Below are 14,758 nucleotides of genomic sequence, written 5' to 3'. Positions count from 1 at the left end.
CCCCCCCACCCCCCCCACCCCCCCCCCCCCCGGCCCGCGCGGGGGGGGGGGGGGCGCGGGGCGGCGGGGGGGCGGCCCCCCCCGCCGCCCCCCCCCCCCCCCCCCCCCCCCTTCCGTTCGGGCCCCCGCTTTTTCTTTGCCGGGATGGGAGGGGGCCATCCAACGGCACCGGACCGGGGGCGGCTGGACGTCGTACCCGTGTGCGACTTCGCGAGATTCTGCACCTCCCAACCCAGCTGCGCCGGGATGAAACCTTCAGCAATTCATGCCTGTTGGGCCGGTATATCGCGTTGACCGCCACAATCGAAAAAGATAGATTTACCTATGTCGGAAGGGGTTAGGGCAAGACCCCGGAACCCACGATCCATCGAGGAGATCACCTTGACCGAGGACACCGAAGACATCGAGCAGACAGAGTTCCGGGTGGTGTGCGAGACCGGCGATATCGAGCAGTACGACGACTACCACGACGCCTGGGCCGCACTGGCCACCGCTGTCAAGCGTGACATCGAGGAACACGGCGAAGAGACAGCACGCGAGTCCGGCGTGATCCACCCGTACGGCTACACGATCAACGTCGTGTGCGGCGGCTCCGACATCACGGAGGACTGGGCGCGGAGCGAGCCCTACAAGCCTCTGGACATGGGCTGAGCAGCACCCCGCTCCAGCCGTCAGCTGCGAGCCGGGCCCCCCAACCGCCGGGATGCGTGATCGCACCCGATCCCGGGCCCGCTCGTCAGCGTCGCCGGACGCACGAGCCGGGCGAACCGCTCCGCTGCGCACCCAATCCCGTAACCGACCTCCAAGGCGCCCCTGCGCGCCCGACAGCTCCCGGCCGAGGAACAACCGGCCCGCTTCGAAAGGACCCAATCATGCGTGTCACCATCGTCCCGCACGCCCCCGAGGCGCGAGCCGCGCTCGGCGGATACTCCACCGCCCCCACACGCGTGGCCCCTCTGCTTGCTACCCGCCTCACCATGATGAGGCAGTACGCGGCGAGCCGTAACCACGTCGCGGCCTGGGCCGACACCACCCAACGGATGGAGGAGGCCATCCTCGCTGTGTGCTTCGCCCAGGTTGCCCGCCGACGCAAGTACCGCCGGACCGCGAGCAGTGTCGCCCTGGACGCCATCGTGGCCTACGAGAAGGCGTACGTCGCCTTTCTCTCGCGTGCCGAAGAGGGCCACTACCACCCCGAGCCCGGCACTGAGTATCCCTTCGCCGTCTCCGACATCGGCCGCGCCGCCGCCGATCGCCTCGGAAAGGAGTGGTTCGCAGAATCAGGCTCGTGGGGCGTGCGCGCCTACCTCCAGGCAGACGGCGAGTACGTCGCATACACCCTCGGTGTCTCTGACATCGGAGCGCTGTACATCGAAACCCTCCCCAAGGCTTTCCGGACCGAAGTCGCCGATGTGTGGCCCAGCAGCCGTCTGAGCGACATTGCCGCTCGCGTCGCTTACAGCATCCGCGAACTCCGTAAGGGCGACTGACTCGCTCTGTGCGACCGCGTCCCGGCCATGGAAGTGGTCGGGACGCGGTCGCCGACCGGCGAGCCCCCGGTTCAAACGACCGAGCCCCCAGCGAGAGGAAGACTTTCAGTCATGACCACCACGTCCCCCAGCATCCTTCGGCAAGCCCATCGGCAGTCCTACACCCGCTACACCTCCACCAACGGCATGCGGCCGGAGGGCGGCGAGTACGGCGTTGACGGCTGGCTGTTCACGCTCCCGGGCGAGACCATCAACGGACAACGGTTCCCCCAGCGGACCTATGCGGCGTTTGAGGTTCCCGAGCACGGCATGCTCTTCTGGATGGTGCGCGAAGTCGACGGCAAGCGGCGACAGCGCGGCAGCCGCAGCACGAGCCGGAGGGGCGCCGTCGCATACGCGCTCAGCGCTGTTGCCGCCGAACGGGAGCGCGCGGCGGACAGCACAACGGCCGACCGTCCAGGGGCACCCCCGATCGCCACCGAACGGGCCGCAGAGCAATCCCACGTGCACTCCGACGCGGCTGAGGCCGAGCACTTGGAGCGCGTCCGCAGGAGCGAGGAGGACGAACGGCCTGTCAAGGCGGAAATCCGGCTGGCCTACCCGCTCGCCGGGGGCGGAGCGTCGCTGTGCCTGTACGACGCACGCGGGAACGAGGTCGACCAGGAGCCGCTGACCGAACGAGGTGCGGCTGGCCGGGAGAACAACCCGAACGGCTTCTATCTGGGATCGCTCACATCCGGCGCTATGACAGCGGGACTGCTTCGGGCCGCCGGATGGCACCTGAAGCAGTGCGGGTTCCAACTCGCGCCCGACGAACAATGGACGGCCCACTGCGTCAGCGAGAGCGAGGCGGAACAGTGGGCGGCGTGGGCGCCGATGCTGCCCGACGGACACGCCGCCACCCCCCTCGCCCGCGCGACGATCGTCCCCACCCGCGAGCACCTGGCTGTGACAGAGCGCCGGTTCGGGCCCTTGCCGGAGATCCCGCCTGTTGTCGGGCTGGAGTTCAAGCAAATGGGACGCTGGTCGTGGTGCTCCACCAACTCGACCCGCCTCCTGGTTCTGACCTGGACCCCGCAACTGGGCGGTGATCGGTGGAACGTATGGGACGAGACCGACCGACCCCGCATCGTCGGCACCGCGCGCGGCAATGGCCCATCGGGCGCGGCTGACGCCCTTACCGCGGCCGGTCTGTCCCTCGCCTGACCCGCAGCCGGGCGGCTCCGAGTGGCGCGGCCCCCTGGCCCGCCCCCGAGGATCTGGCCGCCAGCAATGGCCTCATCCCATCCCCACCGCTACTGACCATGCCCACCCGGGCCCCGGGGACACACGCCCCGGGGGCCCGGCGGCGAAGGGAGCACATCCCATGCGAGCGCGCATCCCCAAGTTCCACCCCCTCTCCGACATGCCACTGTTCGAGTCGCAGCGCACCCTGCGCGGCCACGCCTTCTACCCCGCCGCGAGCGTGCTGCGCTCCCTCACCCCCCGTGAAACCCGCCTCCCGGCCGAACAGGCGCCATGCGTCGTCTACCACTCGCCGTGGGGTCACCTGGTCGTCACAGAGATCTGCCCCGAGAACCTGAACGGCTACGGCTGGACGTGCCTGTCGAACTCCCCGGACGGCGCTGAGTGGGGAGACCTCGGGTACATGGGCGAGTTCGAGCGGCGGCGCGGCATGCCGTACGAGTTCTGGGAGCGCGACCTGCACTCCAAGGACCGCAACGCGTCTGCTGCCATCGCCCGAATCCTCACGCGCTACGACGATCCCCCTGTACGGGGCAGCGCACCAGAACGGCCCAAGCAGGCGCCTGCCGTCGCCGCCGGGCCAACGCCCCACCCAGGCGCGGCACCCGTTGCCCGCGTGCCCCGCACGCCCCGGGGCGCCATAAGTGACCGCCGCTAACCGAGACAGCCGGCCTGGCACGCACCCCGGCCGCCAAGACGAACGGAGAAACGGCACGCAACAGCGACTCATGCCGACTGACGGATACCGGCAGGCACGGCTTTGAGCCTCCCGAGGGGCGGTAAGCCCGACCGGCACCGGCTTCGCGGGCCGCGCCGAGAACACACAACGAGGAGTCATCCATGAGAGCCACTTTGATCATCGAGGGTGCCGAGATCCACTTCGATATGGCGCCGACGGACGTGCAACCCGTCGCGGGCGGCAGCTTCGTGCTTCCCCTGTCAGGCTATGAACTGCGGACCGAGATCACCGCAGTCGTGGTCACCTTCCCCGAGTCCCTGATCACACTGAGCACCTCCGCCTACCGGCGCTACGGCAAGAGTCTCGCGGAGTACGCGGAAGACCTGGAGCAGACCGCCTACGCCAGCAACGTGACGGTCCAAGTGCACGACGAGGACGATTGACCGGCCGCAGCCTGGCGCAGAGCCGTGGCCCCTGCACCTACGAAGAGGATGTCGGTGCAGGGGCCACGGCTTCTTGCTGTTCTCCGACTGTGCTGACCCCCTCTAACGGCGAGGCGGCTCGTTCACCCAGGACTGCGGGCTCCGAACAGCCGGCCTCGGCGGAGCTGAGACGGGGTACTGGGAGACTTGCGGTGCGGGGCGAGCGTCCGGTGCCAGGCGCTGCGGGTAGGCAACGATCTGGCTGCCTACGGTGGGTGCCGGGAGTACACAGCGAAGCTTGGTCCCCGCATACAGGGTGACACTCCAGGCGGGCTGATCACTGAAGAGGCGCCACATGGGTTTGCCGTCGACGGCTGTTCTCTCGTAGCGACCGAGACGAAAACCGACCGTCGTTCCTCCTTCGTCCTCTACCTCCATCATGAGTCCGATCCACTCGGGGCTGAGGGCCTCGATCGGCCGTTCCGCCATCCCGCTGGGGGTCATCTCTTCTCCTCTCGCGTCCAGGCCGCGCGTTCCTTGGCCGGCTCGGACGACGTCTGCCCGTGCGGTGCACTCGCGGCCGTGCCCGAGGTGGTAACAGGCTGGCCGGTCGGCGTCCCGTATGCGCCGGCCGGGGGTGGTGCGGAGCCGTGATCCGGCGCGGAGGCTTCCCCCGTTCTGGCGGACTCGACGGCAGCGATCTTGCGGACAGTTTCCACGGACTCGCCGAGTCGGTCACCGACGGAACGGATGCCGTCGAGCTGGAGCATCTGGTCGACGCTCCGGGCCTGTCTGCCTCGCAGCTCCTCTTTCGCGGCGCTGGCCTGACTGTGCAGCCGGGCGGCGTACGCGGCAATCTTCTCGTCGGCCGCTGCGGTGACGTTCTCGATCTCTTGCGCTGCCAGTTCGTAGTCGGTGGCCAGGTCCTCCAGCCGACGCTCTCGCTCCCAGTGCGCCGCTCGGCGCGCACGTACTCGCTCACGCGCGTCGACCTCCCGCGCCGATTTCCGCGGACTCCGTTGAGCCATCCAACTCGCCTCCCCTGAACGATGGGTTCTGGCCCATTGTGACCGATGAATCCAGACTCCTCGCATGGTGAATTGGGAACCTTCTCGGAATGACCTAGCCAGAGGCATTCAGAGGCAATCTGAATCATTTGATCTTGCCTGTGGATAACGTGAACTGCGGGTTTTCCGCAGGCCCGCTCGGGAGAGCGGCCCTGCGGAAAACCGTGAGCGCTTCGCGGTCCGCGAAGAAGGGGGTGCAGGTCGGCTCGTGGGCTCGACTCGTTCCTCGCTCGCCAACTCCCCACACCTGCACCCCCTTCTTCGCGTTCAAAGCTCTTGCATTCACAATGACACAAGGTATTCTGGGTGTGCATGATGACCATTCACAAGCTCTCGGCTGGGGATGGCTATCGCTATTACATGAGCGAGACCGTCACCGGTGATGTACGCCGTTCTCCCACTCGTGACCTGGGTGATTACTACACGGCGGAGGGAAATCCGCCGGGGGTATGGGTCGGCGGCGGGATCGCGGAGCTAGGCGTCTCCGGAACGGTGTCCGAGGAGCAGATGGAGGCCCTCTACGGCGAGGGACTGCACCCGAACGCGGACGAGATCATCAAGGCAGCCGTGGCCGAAGGGCTCTCACCCGCCCAGGCCACCCGCCGGACACGGCTGGGCCGCCGCTTCTACCGGTACGACCAAACCGCCGGCCCCCTCGCAGCGAAGATCCAGGACGAGATCGACGCCTTCGAAGCCCGCAAGGGAGGGGAAGCCACCGCTGGTGAGCGTAAGAAAGTGCGCGCCAAGGCCGGCGCCATCGCCTTCCGGGCGGACTTCGGCCGCTCTCCCAAAGATGCCGAGGAACTCGCCCGCTACATCAGCGCGAACGCTGCCTCGAAGCAGCAGGCGGTCGTCGGATACGACCTGGTCCTGCGTCCTCCGGAGGAGATCGGCAAGGGTCTGTTCGGTCTGGGGGACGAGGACGTCTGCCGGATCACGATGGAGTGCGACGAAGAAGCCGTCCTTGAGACGATCGGCTGGATCGAGGAGCACGCGCTCGCCACCCGCACAGGCATCAACGGCATCGCCCAGGAGGACGTGCGGGGCGGACTCGTCGCCTCCCTCTTCAAGCACTACGACAACCGGCTCGGTGAACCTCTTCTCCACCATCACCTGGTCGTGGCGAACAAGGTCCGCGGGGCCGACGGCAAGTGGCGCTCGATCGATGGGAAGCTGCTGTATGCGATGGGAGTTGCCGCCTCGGAGTTCTACAACCAGGTCGTGGTCGAGAAGGTGTGCAAGCGGCTCGGGCTGGAGGCCGAGGAGCGTGAGGTCACCCCGGGCAAGCGGCCGGTCATGGGAATCAAGGGGTTCGACCGCGGTGTGCTGGAGCCGCATTCGAAGCGCACGCGGGACATCGGCGGGCGGCTGGAGGAACTGCTTCAGGCTTACCGTCACGAGCACGGCAAGGAGCCGGGGACTGCGGCCCGGATGGCGCTCATCCAGCGAGCCACGCTGGAGACCAGGCCGGCCAAGAAGAAGAGGCGGTCCCTGGCCCAGTTGCGGGCGTTATGGCGCAGACAGGCCATCGCCGTCGTCGGCCGCGAACGGGTTGACGCGCTGCTGCGTACGGCGCAGGCAGCGGCGTCCGCCCCCGGCGACGGAAGCGGCGACGTGCCCGAGATCGATGTCGTGCAGGCCGCTGAGGACGTCCTTGCCGTGGTGTCCGATGGGCGAGCAGTGTGGGGCGAGCGGCACGTTCTGGCCGAGTCACGACGCCACGTCGTGCGGCTCACCCGAGGCCGCAGCTCAGCCGCCGACGGGCTCGCCGAGCGAATCACCGAACGCGTGCTGGGGCACGGTTCGCTGAACATCACACCGCCCGACCTGCACCGGCCGTTCGCCCCTCTTCTGCGAACTGACGGCACGAGCATCTACCGGCGCCGCGAGTCCATCCTGTACACCTCGCGTGAGGTCTTGGCCGCAGAAGACCGGGTCTTGAACGCTGCGCGCACCGTGGTGGTCCCCGCGCTCGCCGGGGACCGGTTCACTGAGGTAGCTGACCACTTCCAGGGCCATGAGCTGGATGCCGGACAGCGCCGGCTAGCGAAGGCGTTCGCTTGCTCCGACCGCCTCGTCGTCGGCGGCATCGGCCCAGCCGGCGTAGGCAAGACCACCGCACTGCAACTCGTCCGCGACGCGGTGGCGGCCGGGGGCGGACGGCTCATACCTCTTGCACCCTCCTCACGCGCGATGAAGGTCATCGAGGCTGATCTCGACACCACGGCGTACACACTGCACGGCTGGCTCGCCCAGCGCGATCAGCTGACCGAAGGCAGCATCGTCCATCGCGTGTTGAAACGCCGCAGCAACAAGCGCCGGAAGACCGTCTCGGAGGAATACTCGCTGCGCCCGGGCGACGTGATCGTGGTGGACGAGGCGGGCATGGCCGGTACGCGCAACCTCGCGCGTGTGGTGGCCGAGGCCGAGTCCGCCGGCGCCCTGGTCCGGCTCATCGGAGATCCCGCGCAGCTCGGCTCGATCGAGTCGGGAGGCCTGCTGCGCCAACTCGCACGGACCGTCGGCGTGGTAGAGCTTGGCGAGCTCCATCGCTTCCAGACCGAGGGTGAGGGGGCGGCCACCCTTGTCCTGCGCAATGGTGATCCGGCTGATGCCTGGAGCTGGTACCTGGACCAGGGGCGAGTCGTGGGCGGCAGCCACGAGGAGATGCTCGATGCTGTCTTCGCCGGGTGGCAACGAGACACCGAGGCCGGTCTGAAAGCACTGATGATGGCCGACGACACAGAGATGGTCCGCGAACTCAACCTGCGGGCCCAAGCCTTCCAACTCGCCTCGGGCCGACTCGACCTGAGCCGCACCACGCGGTTGCGTGACGAGCTCCACGCCGCGGTCGGCGACGTCATCGTCACCCGCAAGAACCAGCGCAAACTCTCCCTGCTCGGAGGCCGTGACTATGTCAAGAACGGCGACCAGTGGCTGATCGAGCGGATCGACCCACGCGGACACGTCCACGTCCGACACACCGGCCACGGAGGTCGGATCGTTCTGCAGCGCGGCTACCTGCGCAGGAACGCCGAACTCGGGTACGCGTACACCACACACCGTGCCCAGGGCATCACGGTGGCAGCCGCCCACGGCCTCATCAGTGCCCGTACTTCGCGGGAGGCTGCATACGTCGAGGCGACCCGGGGGAGTCAGTCCAACCACATCTATGTCGTCACCGACGACGCACAGAACATGCGCGACGTGCTGGACACCGTGGCCCTCAGCAGCCAGGCCTCCATCTCCGCTCACGAGATGATCGAGGCCGAACAGGAACGCGCCTACAGCATCAGCCAACTCGTCGCCGAATACACCGACGTCTACGCCCACGCCACCAACCAGCGCCTGCAGAACGTCACCCGCCGTGTCCTTGGACCCGAGGCTGAGATGTTCATCGCCGCGGACGCCTGGGAGGTCGCCGAGCGCTCGCTGCGAGCTGCCGAAGCCGAAGGATGGGACCTCGGCCAGCTCATCCGGGTTGCCTTCGATGAACGATCCTTCGCCGATGCGGAAGACCCGGCCGCCGTGCTGGCCTGGCGCATCGACTACCGCGTCGAAGCTGGACAAAGGGCAGCCGACCGGGCCGCCCGAAAGGAAGCGCAGCCAGGCGGCAGTCGCCCACTGAAGACGCTCAGCAAAGAACAGATACTGCGCCTCCTGGAACTCGCCGAGCAGCACCGACGAACCGCCCTGGAGGAACTCCTGCGTGCGGACGCCGCCGTCGACAGCCAGCCCCGACCCGTCGTCGCAAACGGGCTTCCCCATCCCGCCTGGCCCGACCGGACACGTGGGCAGCTCACTGGTGCCCAACTTGCCGCAGCCATCACTCAGGAGCGGGCCCGCATCCGCCGCGCGGAACACGAAGGGGACCACGAAACCGAACGCGCCGCTACTGCGGAACATGCTCTGCTACGACGCGAGCAGAAGCTACGCAGGGCGATGCCCACGAGTGAACGGATGCGCGAGGATTGGCAGCGCGAACCTGGTGCTGGCATAGGCCGCACCCCCCGCCAGCCCGTAGCGGCCACCCGCGCCGAGCGCACTGCAAACCTCCGGCGCCAGGACATCGCCCGGGAACGACTCAAGCGCGCCCAGCTCATTGCCACCAAGATCGGAGTTGAACAGCGGCTGCGCGAGGAGCTCCCGCACGGTCCGGCACCAGTCCTGGACAACAGCGGACACCTGCCCGACTGGATCGCTCCTTCCGGAGCCGTCCGGGACATGGACACCCCGGAGGGCTGGCGTCAACATCTCGTCGAACGGCGCTTCGTGCTCTCAGAGCGGCTGGAGCAGATGGGACTTGCTCTGGCCGAGTCCCCACCGCCCTGGGCTCGGGTCCTCGGCCCGGTCCCCGCCGAGGGAACCGGCCTACGCGAACAGTGGGAGTGCGTGGCGGCGGTAGCTGACGTGTGGCGCATCCGCCATGCTCTGGCCGACGACATTCCCGGTATTGGAGAGCAGCCGACTGATCCCCGCGACGCCCATGCGTGGTCGATCTTCCAGGAGCGCATCGCTGAGGTTGGCCGCCGTGCTCGCGCGTCTGCCGCCGCGCGGCATCGGCCCGACGAGCCGTCCAGCGGGATGAGGATCGCCGCCCGCACGGCCGAGAACTTCCAGTACCGGCTGCTCGACGCCCACGTCTCAGAACCTGCGGACCGGGAGGCAGTATCGGCTGCGGCCGCAGCATTCGCCGAACTCGCCCTGCGCCGAGCTCTGGAGGGGCAGGAACCTGTCGAGGAGTGGGTCGAGCAGATTCCCTCGCCGGATTCGGAGGACACCGGTCAGCAGGAGCAGTGGCAGCAGCTCGTCGCAGCTCTCGCCACCTATCGAATGCTGAACCAGATCGACACTGACGAGCCGTTGGGGGAGACTCCTGATGAGGTCGAAGGGCGAGAGCAGTGGTCCGAGCTGTACGAAACCCTGACGCTCTTCCAGCGCTCCCGCATCCAGCAGCGTCTGGAGGAAGTCCGTGCCCACCGCGACGCAGAGCGAGCACGAAGCGGTCTGGCCTCCGTCACACCCGGCGTACCGGCCGCCGAAGCCGTCCGCCGGCGGCGGGCCGAAAGCACCCAGGACGAACAGAACCACCACCGGCGACGTGGACCCAACCCGGGATCGCGTAGGGCACCGTGATGATGAGTGTGGAGTAGAGGGAATGGACCAAAAGGACGAGAGCGGCGCGGCCAACGAAGGACTCACCGAAGGACAGCGTGAACTCCTCACGCAGTTCGCCGCCCGGCGAGCCGCCCGGCTCGCAGTAGCCGCCGGACCAGCACCGGAGCAGTCGGAACTTGAGACCCAACTGAGGGAGATGGACGAAGCCTTTGCGGCACACCCAGAACGGAACAACCCGCTGGTCCAGGAGAACCACGAACTCAGGCGATACACGGCGATCCTCGAAGAAGCCGTACGCGCGCTGATGGCAGGCGAATTGGTTGCAAACACGAGGCAATAGACATCGAGGCAGATCGGCTATGCCTGTCCGTTCCCGGTTGAAGCGATCAGCGAGACCGGAGTCTGCGATCCGCGCGTTGATGACGCGTCTGCGGGGTGATGACGCGCGAGCAAGGGGCGGAGTACCAGCAGCTGCTCGGCGAGTGGCCCGCCGCCGTGGAGTGTGAGGCGCGCGCCGCGGGGGTTGCCGCGGCGGCGTGAGGGCGTCGTCGTACGCTCCGAGGCATGGACATTCCCGCGAGACTCATTGAGCTGGAGCAGTCGGCCGTCGACGCGTACGCGGAGGTGCTTCGGCTTCAGGAGGTGCCGGGCCGGCCGACGGCCGAGTGGACGCCTGAGGAGCATGAGGCGTGGAACGCGGCGCATGCGCGGTGGCGTGAGGCGGTGCTGGCGGTACAGAGCGCGGTCGCCGAGCATGCTGCGGCGGCGGATGGGGTGGGGCGGCTCGCGCTGGAGATGGCGGTGAAGGCCGCGGTGCGGCACCCGGAGGCTGCGGAGGGCTAGGGCCGCCATTCCTCCCTCGCGCCCGATCTGTTTCCAGTATCGCGAGCGGGCGCCTGAGCCGAGTGGCGCCAGCGTGTCCCAGGGCCTCCTACTCGGCTGCCTCGTCGAGCGCCTGGTGGGCCTGCACGTCGAGTGCGTCGGCGAGCTGCATAAGGTCCTCGGCCACCACCCGGTACAGGGGGGGGCGCGGTAGGAGTCGGCCAGTGCGCGGAGGAGTCCGGAGACCTCGCCGGACTCGAAGGTGACCATGCGCTGGGTCGGCGAGATGATCCAAGTCCGCAGCTGGACGGGTACGTGTACGTGGCGGGAACCGCCAGCCGCCTGGACGGTCAACCCTGAACCGCTCCATCAGCTCGCGCCCCTCGGGGGCGGGATCGGGCAGGCGACGCTGCTGTGCCTTGTGCTCGGCGACGTAGTCGGCCAGCTTTTCCACGACGACGCTGGTGACGGTCCGGTCGGTCGCCTTGGCCGCGGCCTTGGCGTCAGCCCAGAGAGCGTCGCCTACGCGGATGTTGCGCTTCGGGGTTTCGCCTCTTCGGTCTTGGGCCTGCCCATGGCGCAGCTCGTTTCTGTAGGGACACTGTAGGCACAAAAATACAAAAAAGTTCGCTTGTGGGCGTCCGGCAACCTCTCTGTCGAACCGATCCTGCCGAGCCCGGGTCGCATCTCGTAGACTCGCACACATGTTCGACCTACCGCCCGACGTTCCACGCCTCCAGACCCTGGCCAGGCAGCTTCGGATCTGGCTCGGGCACGTGGAGCAGGCCCTCGCCGTCGCCGAACAGGCTCAGCTCGAACAGCGGCGACAGGAACGCTCCGCCGAACTCGCCCGTCCGCCCGTCGGTGAGTGGATACTCAGCAGCCCCCGGTCCCGGCCCGGCTCACCCGGCTGGCTCCACGCTGGCAACTGCTGGGAGAACCGGCCCGGGATGGTGCCACTCCTGCGCGACCAAGCGCTACGGCTGCTTGCCGACGGGGCCGCACGAGCATGCCCCTCATGCCGGCCAGACCGGGAGCTCGGAGTGCTGGAATGAACGGCGACGGCCACCCTGGAGGTATGGCTGCTCCGATCGTCGTCCACGCTCCGTCGCGCACTGGTGGCCGGCGTGTCACCGCGCACGGCCGGATTCTCGGGCTCGCGCACAGCGACCACGACCTCGTCGTCTTCCTGGAGGGCGCCGGGCTGGAGGGCGCCGAGGAGCTGCTCGACAATCCGGCATGGGTCGAATGGCGCGGCGAGGGCGCGCATGAATACGCGGGATCATGAGCTGACCCTTCCGGAGCCGGCACTCGCCGCCTCCATCGAACCCGGTCCTGCCGTGAGGCCCCAATCCCCTGTCCGGGTAGAGACGGAACGGCGCACCCTCCGCCGGTTGCCGCCTACTCGCTTCCACGGAACCCGTTCACCGCCGGGCGGACCGGCATCCGATCTGGGGTCGCGCTCGTCAGCGAGCCGGCGCCTTCCGTCGAGTTGGTACCAAGAGCCGGCTCGAAGAGTGCCCTGCGCTGACCACCGCCGGAGTTGACGGTGTTCAGCGGGGCGCATCCGGGGGAGTGGGGGCGGTCGTCGCTCCGGCCCTCATCCTGCGTGGTAGTCGAGCGTGGCTGATCTCAAGTGAGGTCGTCGGGGGCGAGGTCGGGGCGGAGTCGGTGCCAGGAGGGGTGGCGCAGGTATCCGGCGCGAGTGCGGGTGGTGTAGGTGATCTCGGCGACGAGACGGGGCAGGACCCAGCGGGCTGCGGGCACCTTCGGCGTGGGGGTGAACGGGCAGGCGGGCCAGGCAGCTACCGCGAGGAGGTCGGCGAGTTGGCGGCGTTCGCGGTCGTTCCAGCCGGTTCCCACGGAGCCGGTGTAGCGCAGCAGGCCATTGCAGAGTTCTCCGAGCAGGACGGCGCCGGGTAGTCCCGTCAATCGGCCAGTGCCGGGCACCCATCCGCCGACGATGGCATCAGTGGTGCGCACGTTCTTGATCTTGAGCCAGTCAGTGGAGCGCACTCCGGGGCGGTAACGGGAAGTGAGCCTCTTCGCCACGATCCCCTCCCATCCGGCTGTTCTGGTTGCCTCCAGCGCGCTCGCGGCGTGGCCGACGGCGGCTGTGGGTACCGACCAGGCCGGGCCGTTGAGGCCAAGGCCGGTCAGGGCTTGGCGGCGTTCGGTCCACGGCCGGCTGGTGAGGTCGCGGCCGTCTAGGATCAGCACGTCGAACAATGCCAGGTGCACGGGCACGCGTGCCGCTAGGCGGGCGGCGCGGACCGGGCTACGGGTAAGGCCCATCCGGGCCTGGAGGCGTTCGAAGTCGGGGCGGCCGTCGGCGTCTGGAGCGATGATCTCGCCGTCCAGCACCGCGTTCCCGGTGCCGAGCGCTGCCGGCAGGCCGTGCAGTTCCGGGTAGGCGGCGGTTACCGCGTGGCCGCCCCGGGAGCGAATCGTGACCGTGCCGTCGCCGGGCAAGTAGATCAGGGCGCGCTGGCCGTCCTGCTTGATCTCCACCGCCCACTGGTCATCGCCGCTGGGCAGGGGAAGGCTCCCGGCCGTAGCCAGCATGGGGTCGAGGACAGGAAGTGGGCCCATGCGCCAGGTGTGGCCGCGACTGTGGGCGCCGACACTCGGGCCGTCCTGCTTTCCCCCGGACAGACGCAAACCGGCCCCCCGATGCTCGGCTGGGGGCCGCAGGAGCGGCCTGGCTCGCCCCACGCACCGCGGGGGTGGCGGACGGGTGTCCATAGCGGCCCGGACGGTGTCGGTTTCGGGAGGGCGAGGGGCCACATCAGCTCCGGGCCGTCAAAGGAGAGGAGGGCGGCCCCCTGTTGGTGCTGCTCGGTCGGGCGATGACGGACGTCGGGGCGAGCAGCTTGCAATCTCAGTGAGGCAACGTAAACATGGGGGCGACTGCTAGGAGTTAAAGGTGAGCCATCAGGCCAACAATACGGTCTCAACGCAGGGCGAAACGCACCCGATCGAACAACCAATTCCCGTTTTGCAGACAGCACTTGGCAATCTATACCAAGCCGACTGCCTGGACGTAATGCGGAGCATGCCATCGCAATCAGTTGATGTGATCTTTGCGGATCCCCCGTTCAACCTCGGGAAGATTTACGGCAAGCATTTTACGGACGCCATGACGGAAGCCGACTATACGAGTTGGTCTCGGACATGGATCAAAGAGGGCCTTCGACTCCTCAGTCCAGGGGGTGCATTTTTTCTTTACAATATTCCAAAATGGAACATGGGTAATGGTGCTTACATGCAGAGTCTGGGCATGAATTTCCGTCATTGGATCACGATTGACATCAAGTCCAGCTTGCCGATCGCAGGCAAGCTGTACCCAAGTCATTACAGCCTTTTGTACTTCACCAACGGGAAACCTCGCAGTTTCACGCGCCCGCGCGTTCCCATTCAGGTCTGCCGACACTGCGGAAAAGACATTAAGGACTACGGGGGGCATCGCAATAAGCTTCACCCGGACGGGATCAACCTTACTGACGTCTGGAACGATATCCCTCCCGTAAGGCATCATAGGACAAAAAATCGTCAAGCCAATGAGCTTAGCGAGAAACTCCTGGAACGCGTTCTGGGAATCGCCAGCGAGCTGGGTGATCTCGTTTTCGACCCCTTCGGGGGCAGCGGCACAACATACGCCGTGGCCGAGAGGATGCACCGGCAATGGGCGGGAGTCGAACTCGGCGACGTAGAACCCATCATCAACCGATTGACCGGGATCGGAAATCAAATCGAACTCCCCGGACTGGGAGACTCCGGTAAAGGGCTTCGAAAGTAGATTGCCTTCTCCCGCAGCCTTGATGCATCCCACATTCCCCGGGTTCGAGAGCGCATCCCACTTGCTTAGGGCCCCGCGCGCAGGATCGAGGAGACGCGAGCATCGTCACGCAGGGG

The 14,758-nt window shown here is 67.5% G+C and carries 13 protein-coding genes; 11 read left to right on the top strand and 2 right to left on the bottom strand.

Translation table 11 applies throughout. From position 1 onward, the window contains the following. Window positions 1-381 precede the first annotated feature (381 nt). The 5 genes from LCE31_RS02945 (at window position 382) to LCE31_RS02925 (ending at window position 3,857) form a co-directional block, all read left to right on the top strand. Window positions 382-651 carry a hypothetical protein gene (locus tag LCE31_RS02945; RefSeq protein WP_225012352.1) on the top strand — a complete coding sequence of 90 codons (270 nt, stop codon included), beginning with the start codon at window positions 382-384 and terminating at the stop codon, window positions 649-651. A 221-nt stretch (window positions 652-872) separates the two neighbouring features. Continuing rightward, complete coding sequence (locus LCE31_RS02940) at window positions 873-1,490, top strand: hypothetical protein (protein WP_225012351.1); 618 nt, start codon at window positions 873-875, stop codon at window positions 1,488-1,490. Between the two features lie 111 nt (window positions 1,491-1,601). After that, window positions 1,602-2,696, top strand: a complete 1,095-nt coding sequence (locus LCE31_RS02935) for a hypothetical protein (protein ID WP_225012350.1) — start codon at window positions 1,602-1,604, stop codon at window positions 2,694-2,696. Window positions 2,697-2,856: 160 nt separating this feature from the next. Next, a complete protein-coding gene (locus tag LCE31_RS02930; RefSeq protein ID WP_225012349.1) occupies window positions 2,857-3,393 on the top strand; it encodes a hypothetical protein in 537 nt (178 codons plus the stop codon). Window positions 3,394-3,575: 182 nt separating this feature from the next. Continuing rightward, window positions 3,576-3,857, top strand: coding sequence for a hypothetical protein (locus LCE31_RS02925; protein WP_225012348.1), 282 nt, complete (start codon window positions 3,576-3,578; stop codon window positions 3,855-3,857). Window positions 3,858-4,336: 479 nt separating this feature from the next. Here LCE31_RS02925 and LCE31_RS02920 read toward each other — a convergent pair whose 3' ends face one another. Next, a complete protein-coding gene (locus LCE31_RS02920) occupies window positions 4,337-4,864 on the bottom strand; it encodes a hypothetical protein (RefSeq protein WP_225012347.1) in 528 nt (175 codons plus the stop codon). Window positions 4,865-5,215: 351 nt separating this feature from the next. Between LCE31_RS02920 and mobF the strand changes: the two genes are divergently transcribed. From mobF to LCE31_RS02895, 5 genes are all read left to right on the top strand, one after another. Continuing rightward, on the top strand, window positions 5,216-10,039 hold the full coding sequence (mobF, locus tag LCE31_RS02915; protein WP_225012346.1) for a MobF family relaxase: 4,824 nt from the start codon (window positions 5,216-5,218) through the stop codon (window positions 10,037-10,039). Between the two features lie 22 nt (window positions 10,040-10,061). Beyond that, a complete protein-coding gene (locus LCE31_RS02910) occupies window positions 10,062-10,361 on the top strand; it encodes a hypothetical protein (RefSeq protein WP_225012345.1) in 300 nt (99 codons plus the stop codon). 224 nt (window positions 10,362-10,585) lie between these two features. Next, window positions 10,586-10,864: a hypothetical protein gene (locus tag LCE31_RS02905; protein WP_225012344.1), complete on the top strand. Its 279-nt coding sequence runs from the start codon at window positions 10,586-10,588 to the stop codon at window positions 10,862-10,864. Between the two features lie 683 nt (window positions 10,865-11,547). After that, on the top strand, window positions 11,548-11,898 hold the full coding sequence (locus LCE31_RS02900; protein ID WP_225012343.1) for a DUF6233 domain-containing protein: 351 nt from the start codon (window positions 11,548-11,550) through the stop codon (window positions 11,896-11,898). Window positions 11,899-11,921: 23 nt separating this feature from the next. Further along, a complete protein-coding gene (locus LCE31_RS02895) occupies window positions 11,922-12,131 on the top strand; it encodes a hypothetical protein (RefSeq protein ID WP_225012342.1) in 210 nt (69 codons plus the stop codon). A gap of 344 nt (window positions 12,132-12,475) precedes the next feature. Here the strand turns inward: LCE31_RS02895 and LCE31_RS02890 are convergent, their stop codons facing one another. Continuing rightward, window positions 12,476-13,435 carry an ATP-dependent DNA ligase gene (locus tag LCE31_RS02890; protein WP_225012341.1) on the bottom strand — a complete coding sequence of 320 codons (960 nt, stop codon included), beginning with the start codon at window positions 13,433-13,435 and terminating at the stop codon, window positions 12,476-12,478. A gap of 334 nt (window positions 13,436-13,769) precedes the next feature. Between LCE31_RS02890 and LCE31_RS02885 the strand changes: the two genes are divergently transcribed. After that, window positions 13,770-14,642, top strand: coding sequence for a DNA-methyltransferase (locus LCE31_RS02885; RefSeq protein ID WP_225012340.1), 873 nt, complete (start codon window positions 13,770-13,772; stop codon window positions 14,640-14,642). Window positions 14,643-14,758 lie beyond the last annotated feature (116 nt).

It is taken from the genome of Streptomyces sp. 8L (genome assembly GCF_020176795.1).
Classification (GTDB): Bacteria; Actinomycetota; Actinomycetes; order Streptomycetales; family Streptomycetaceae; genus Streptomyces.
This window is presented reverse-complemented; position numbering and strand designations above follow the sequence as displayed.

What these genes read in the sequence shown, in the direction of transcription:
- LCE31_RS02900 (WP_225012343.1), top strand. Translation starts at nt 11,548, where the DNA reads ATGTTCGACCTACCGCCCGACGTTCCACGCCTCCAGACCCTGGCCAGG.
- LCE31_RS02935 (WP_225012350.1), top strand. Translation starts at nt 1,602, where the DNA reads ATGACCACCACGTCCCCCAGCATCCTTCGGCAAGCCCATCGGCAGTCC.
- LCE31_RS02920 (WP_225012347.1), bottom strand. Translation starts at nt 4,864, where the DNA reads ATGGCTCAACGGAGTCCGCGGAAATCGGCGCGGGAGGTCGACGCGCGT.
- LCE31_RS02925 (WP_225012348.1), top strand. Translation starts at nt 3,576, where the DNA reads ATGAGAGCCACTTTGATCATCGAGGGTGCCGAGATCCACTTCGATATG.
- LCE31_RS02890 (WP_225012341.1), bottom strand. Translation starts at nt 13,435, where the DNA reads ATGGGCCCACTTCCTGTCCTCGACCCCATGCTGGCTACGGCCGGGAGC.
- LCE31_RS02930 (WP_225012349.1), top strand. Translation starts at nt 2,857, where the DNA reads ATGCGAGCGCGCATCCCCAAGTTCCACCCCCTCTCCGACATGCCACTG.
- LCE31_RS02905 (WP_225012344.1), top strand. Translation starts at nt 10,586, where the DNA reads ATGGACATTCCCGCGAGACTCATTGAGCTGGAGCAGTCGGCCGTCGAC.
- LCE31_RS02895 (WP_225012342.1), top strand. Translation starts at nt 11,922, where the DNA reads ATGGCTGCTCCGATCGTCGTCCACGCTCCGTCGCGCACTGGTGGCCGG.
- mobF (WP_225012346.1), top strand. Translation starts at nt 5,216, where the DNA reads ATGATGACCATTCACAAGCTCTCGGCTGGGGATGGCTATCGCTATTAC.
- LCE31_RS02910 (WP_225012345.1), top strand. Translation starts at nt 10,062, where the DNA reads ATGGACCAAAAGGACGAGAGCGGCGCGGCCAACGAAGGACTCACCGAA.
- LCE31_RS02940 (WP_225012351.1), top strand. Translation starts at nt 873, where the DNA reads ATGCGTGTCACCATCGTCCCGCACGCCCCCGAGGCGCGAGCCGCGCTC.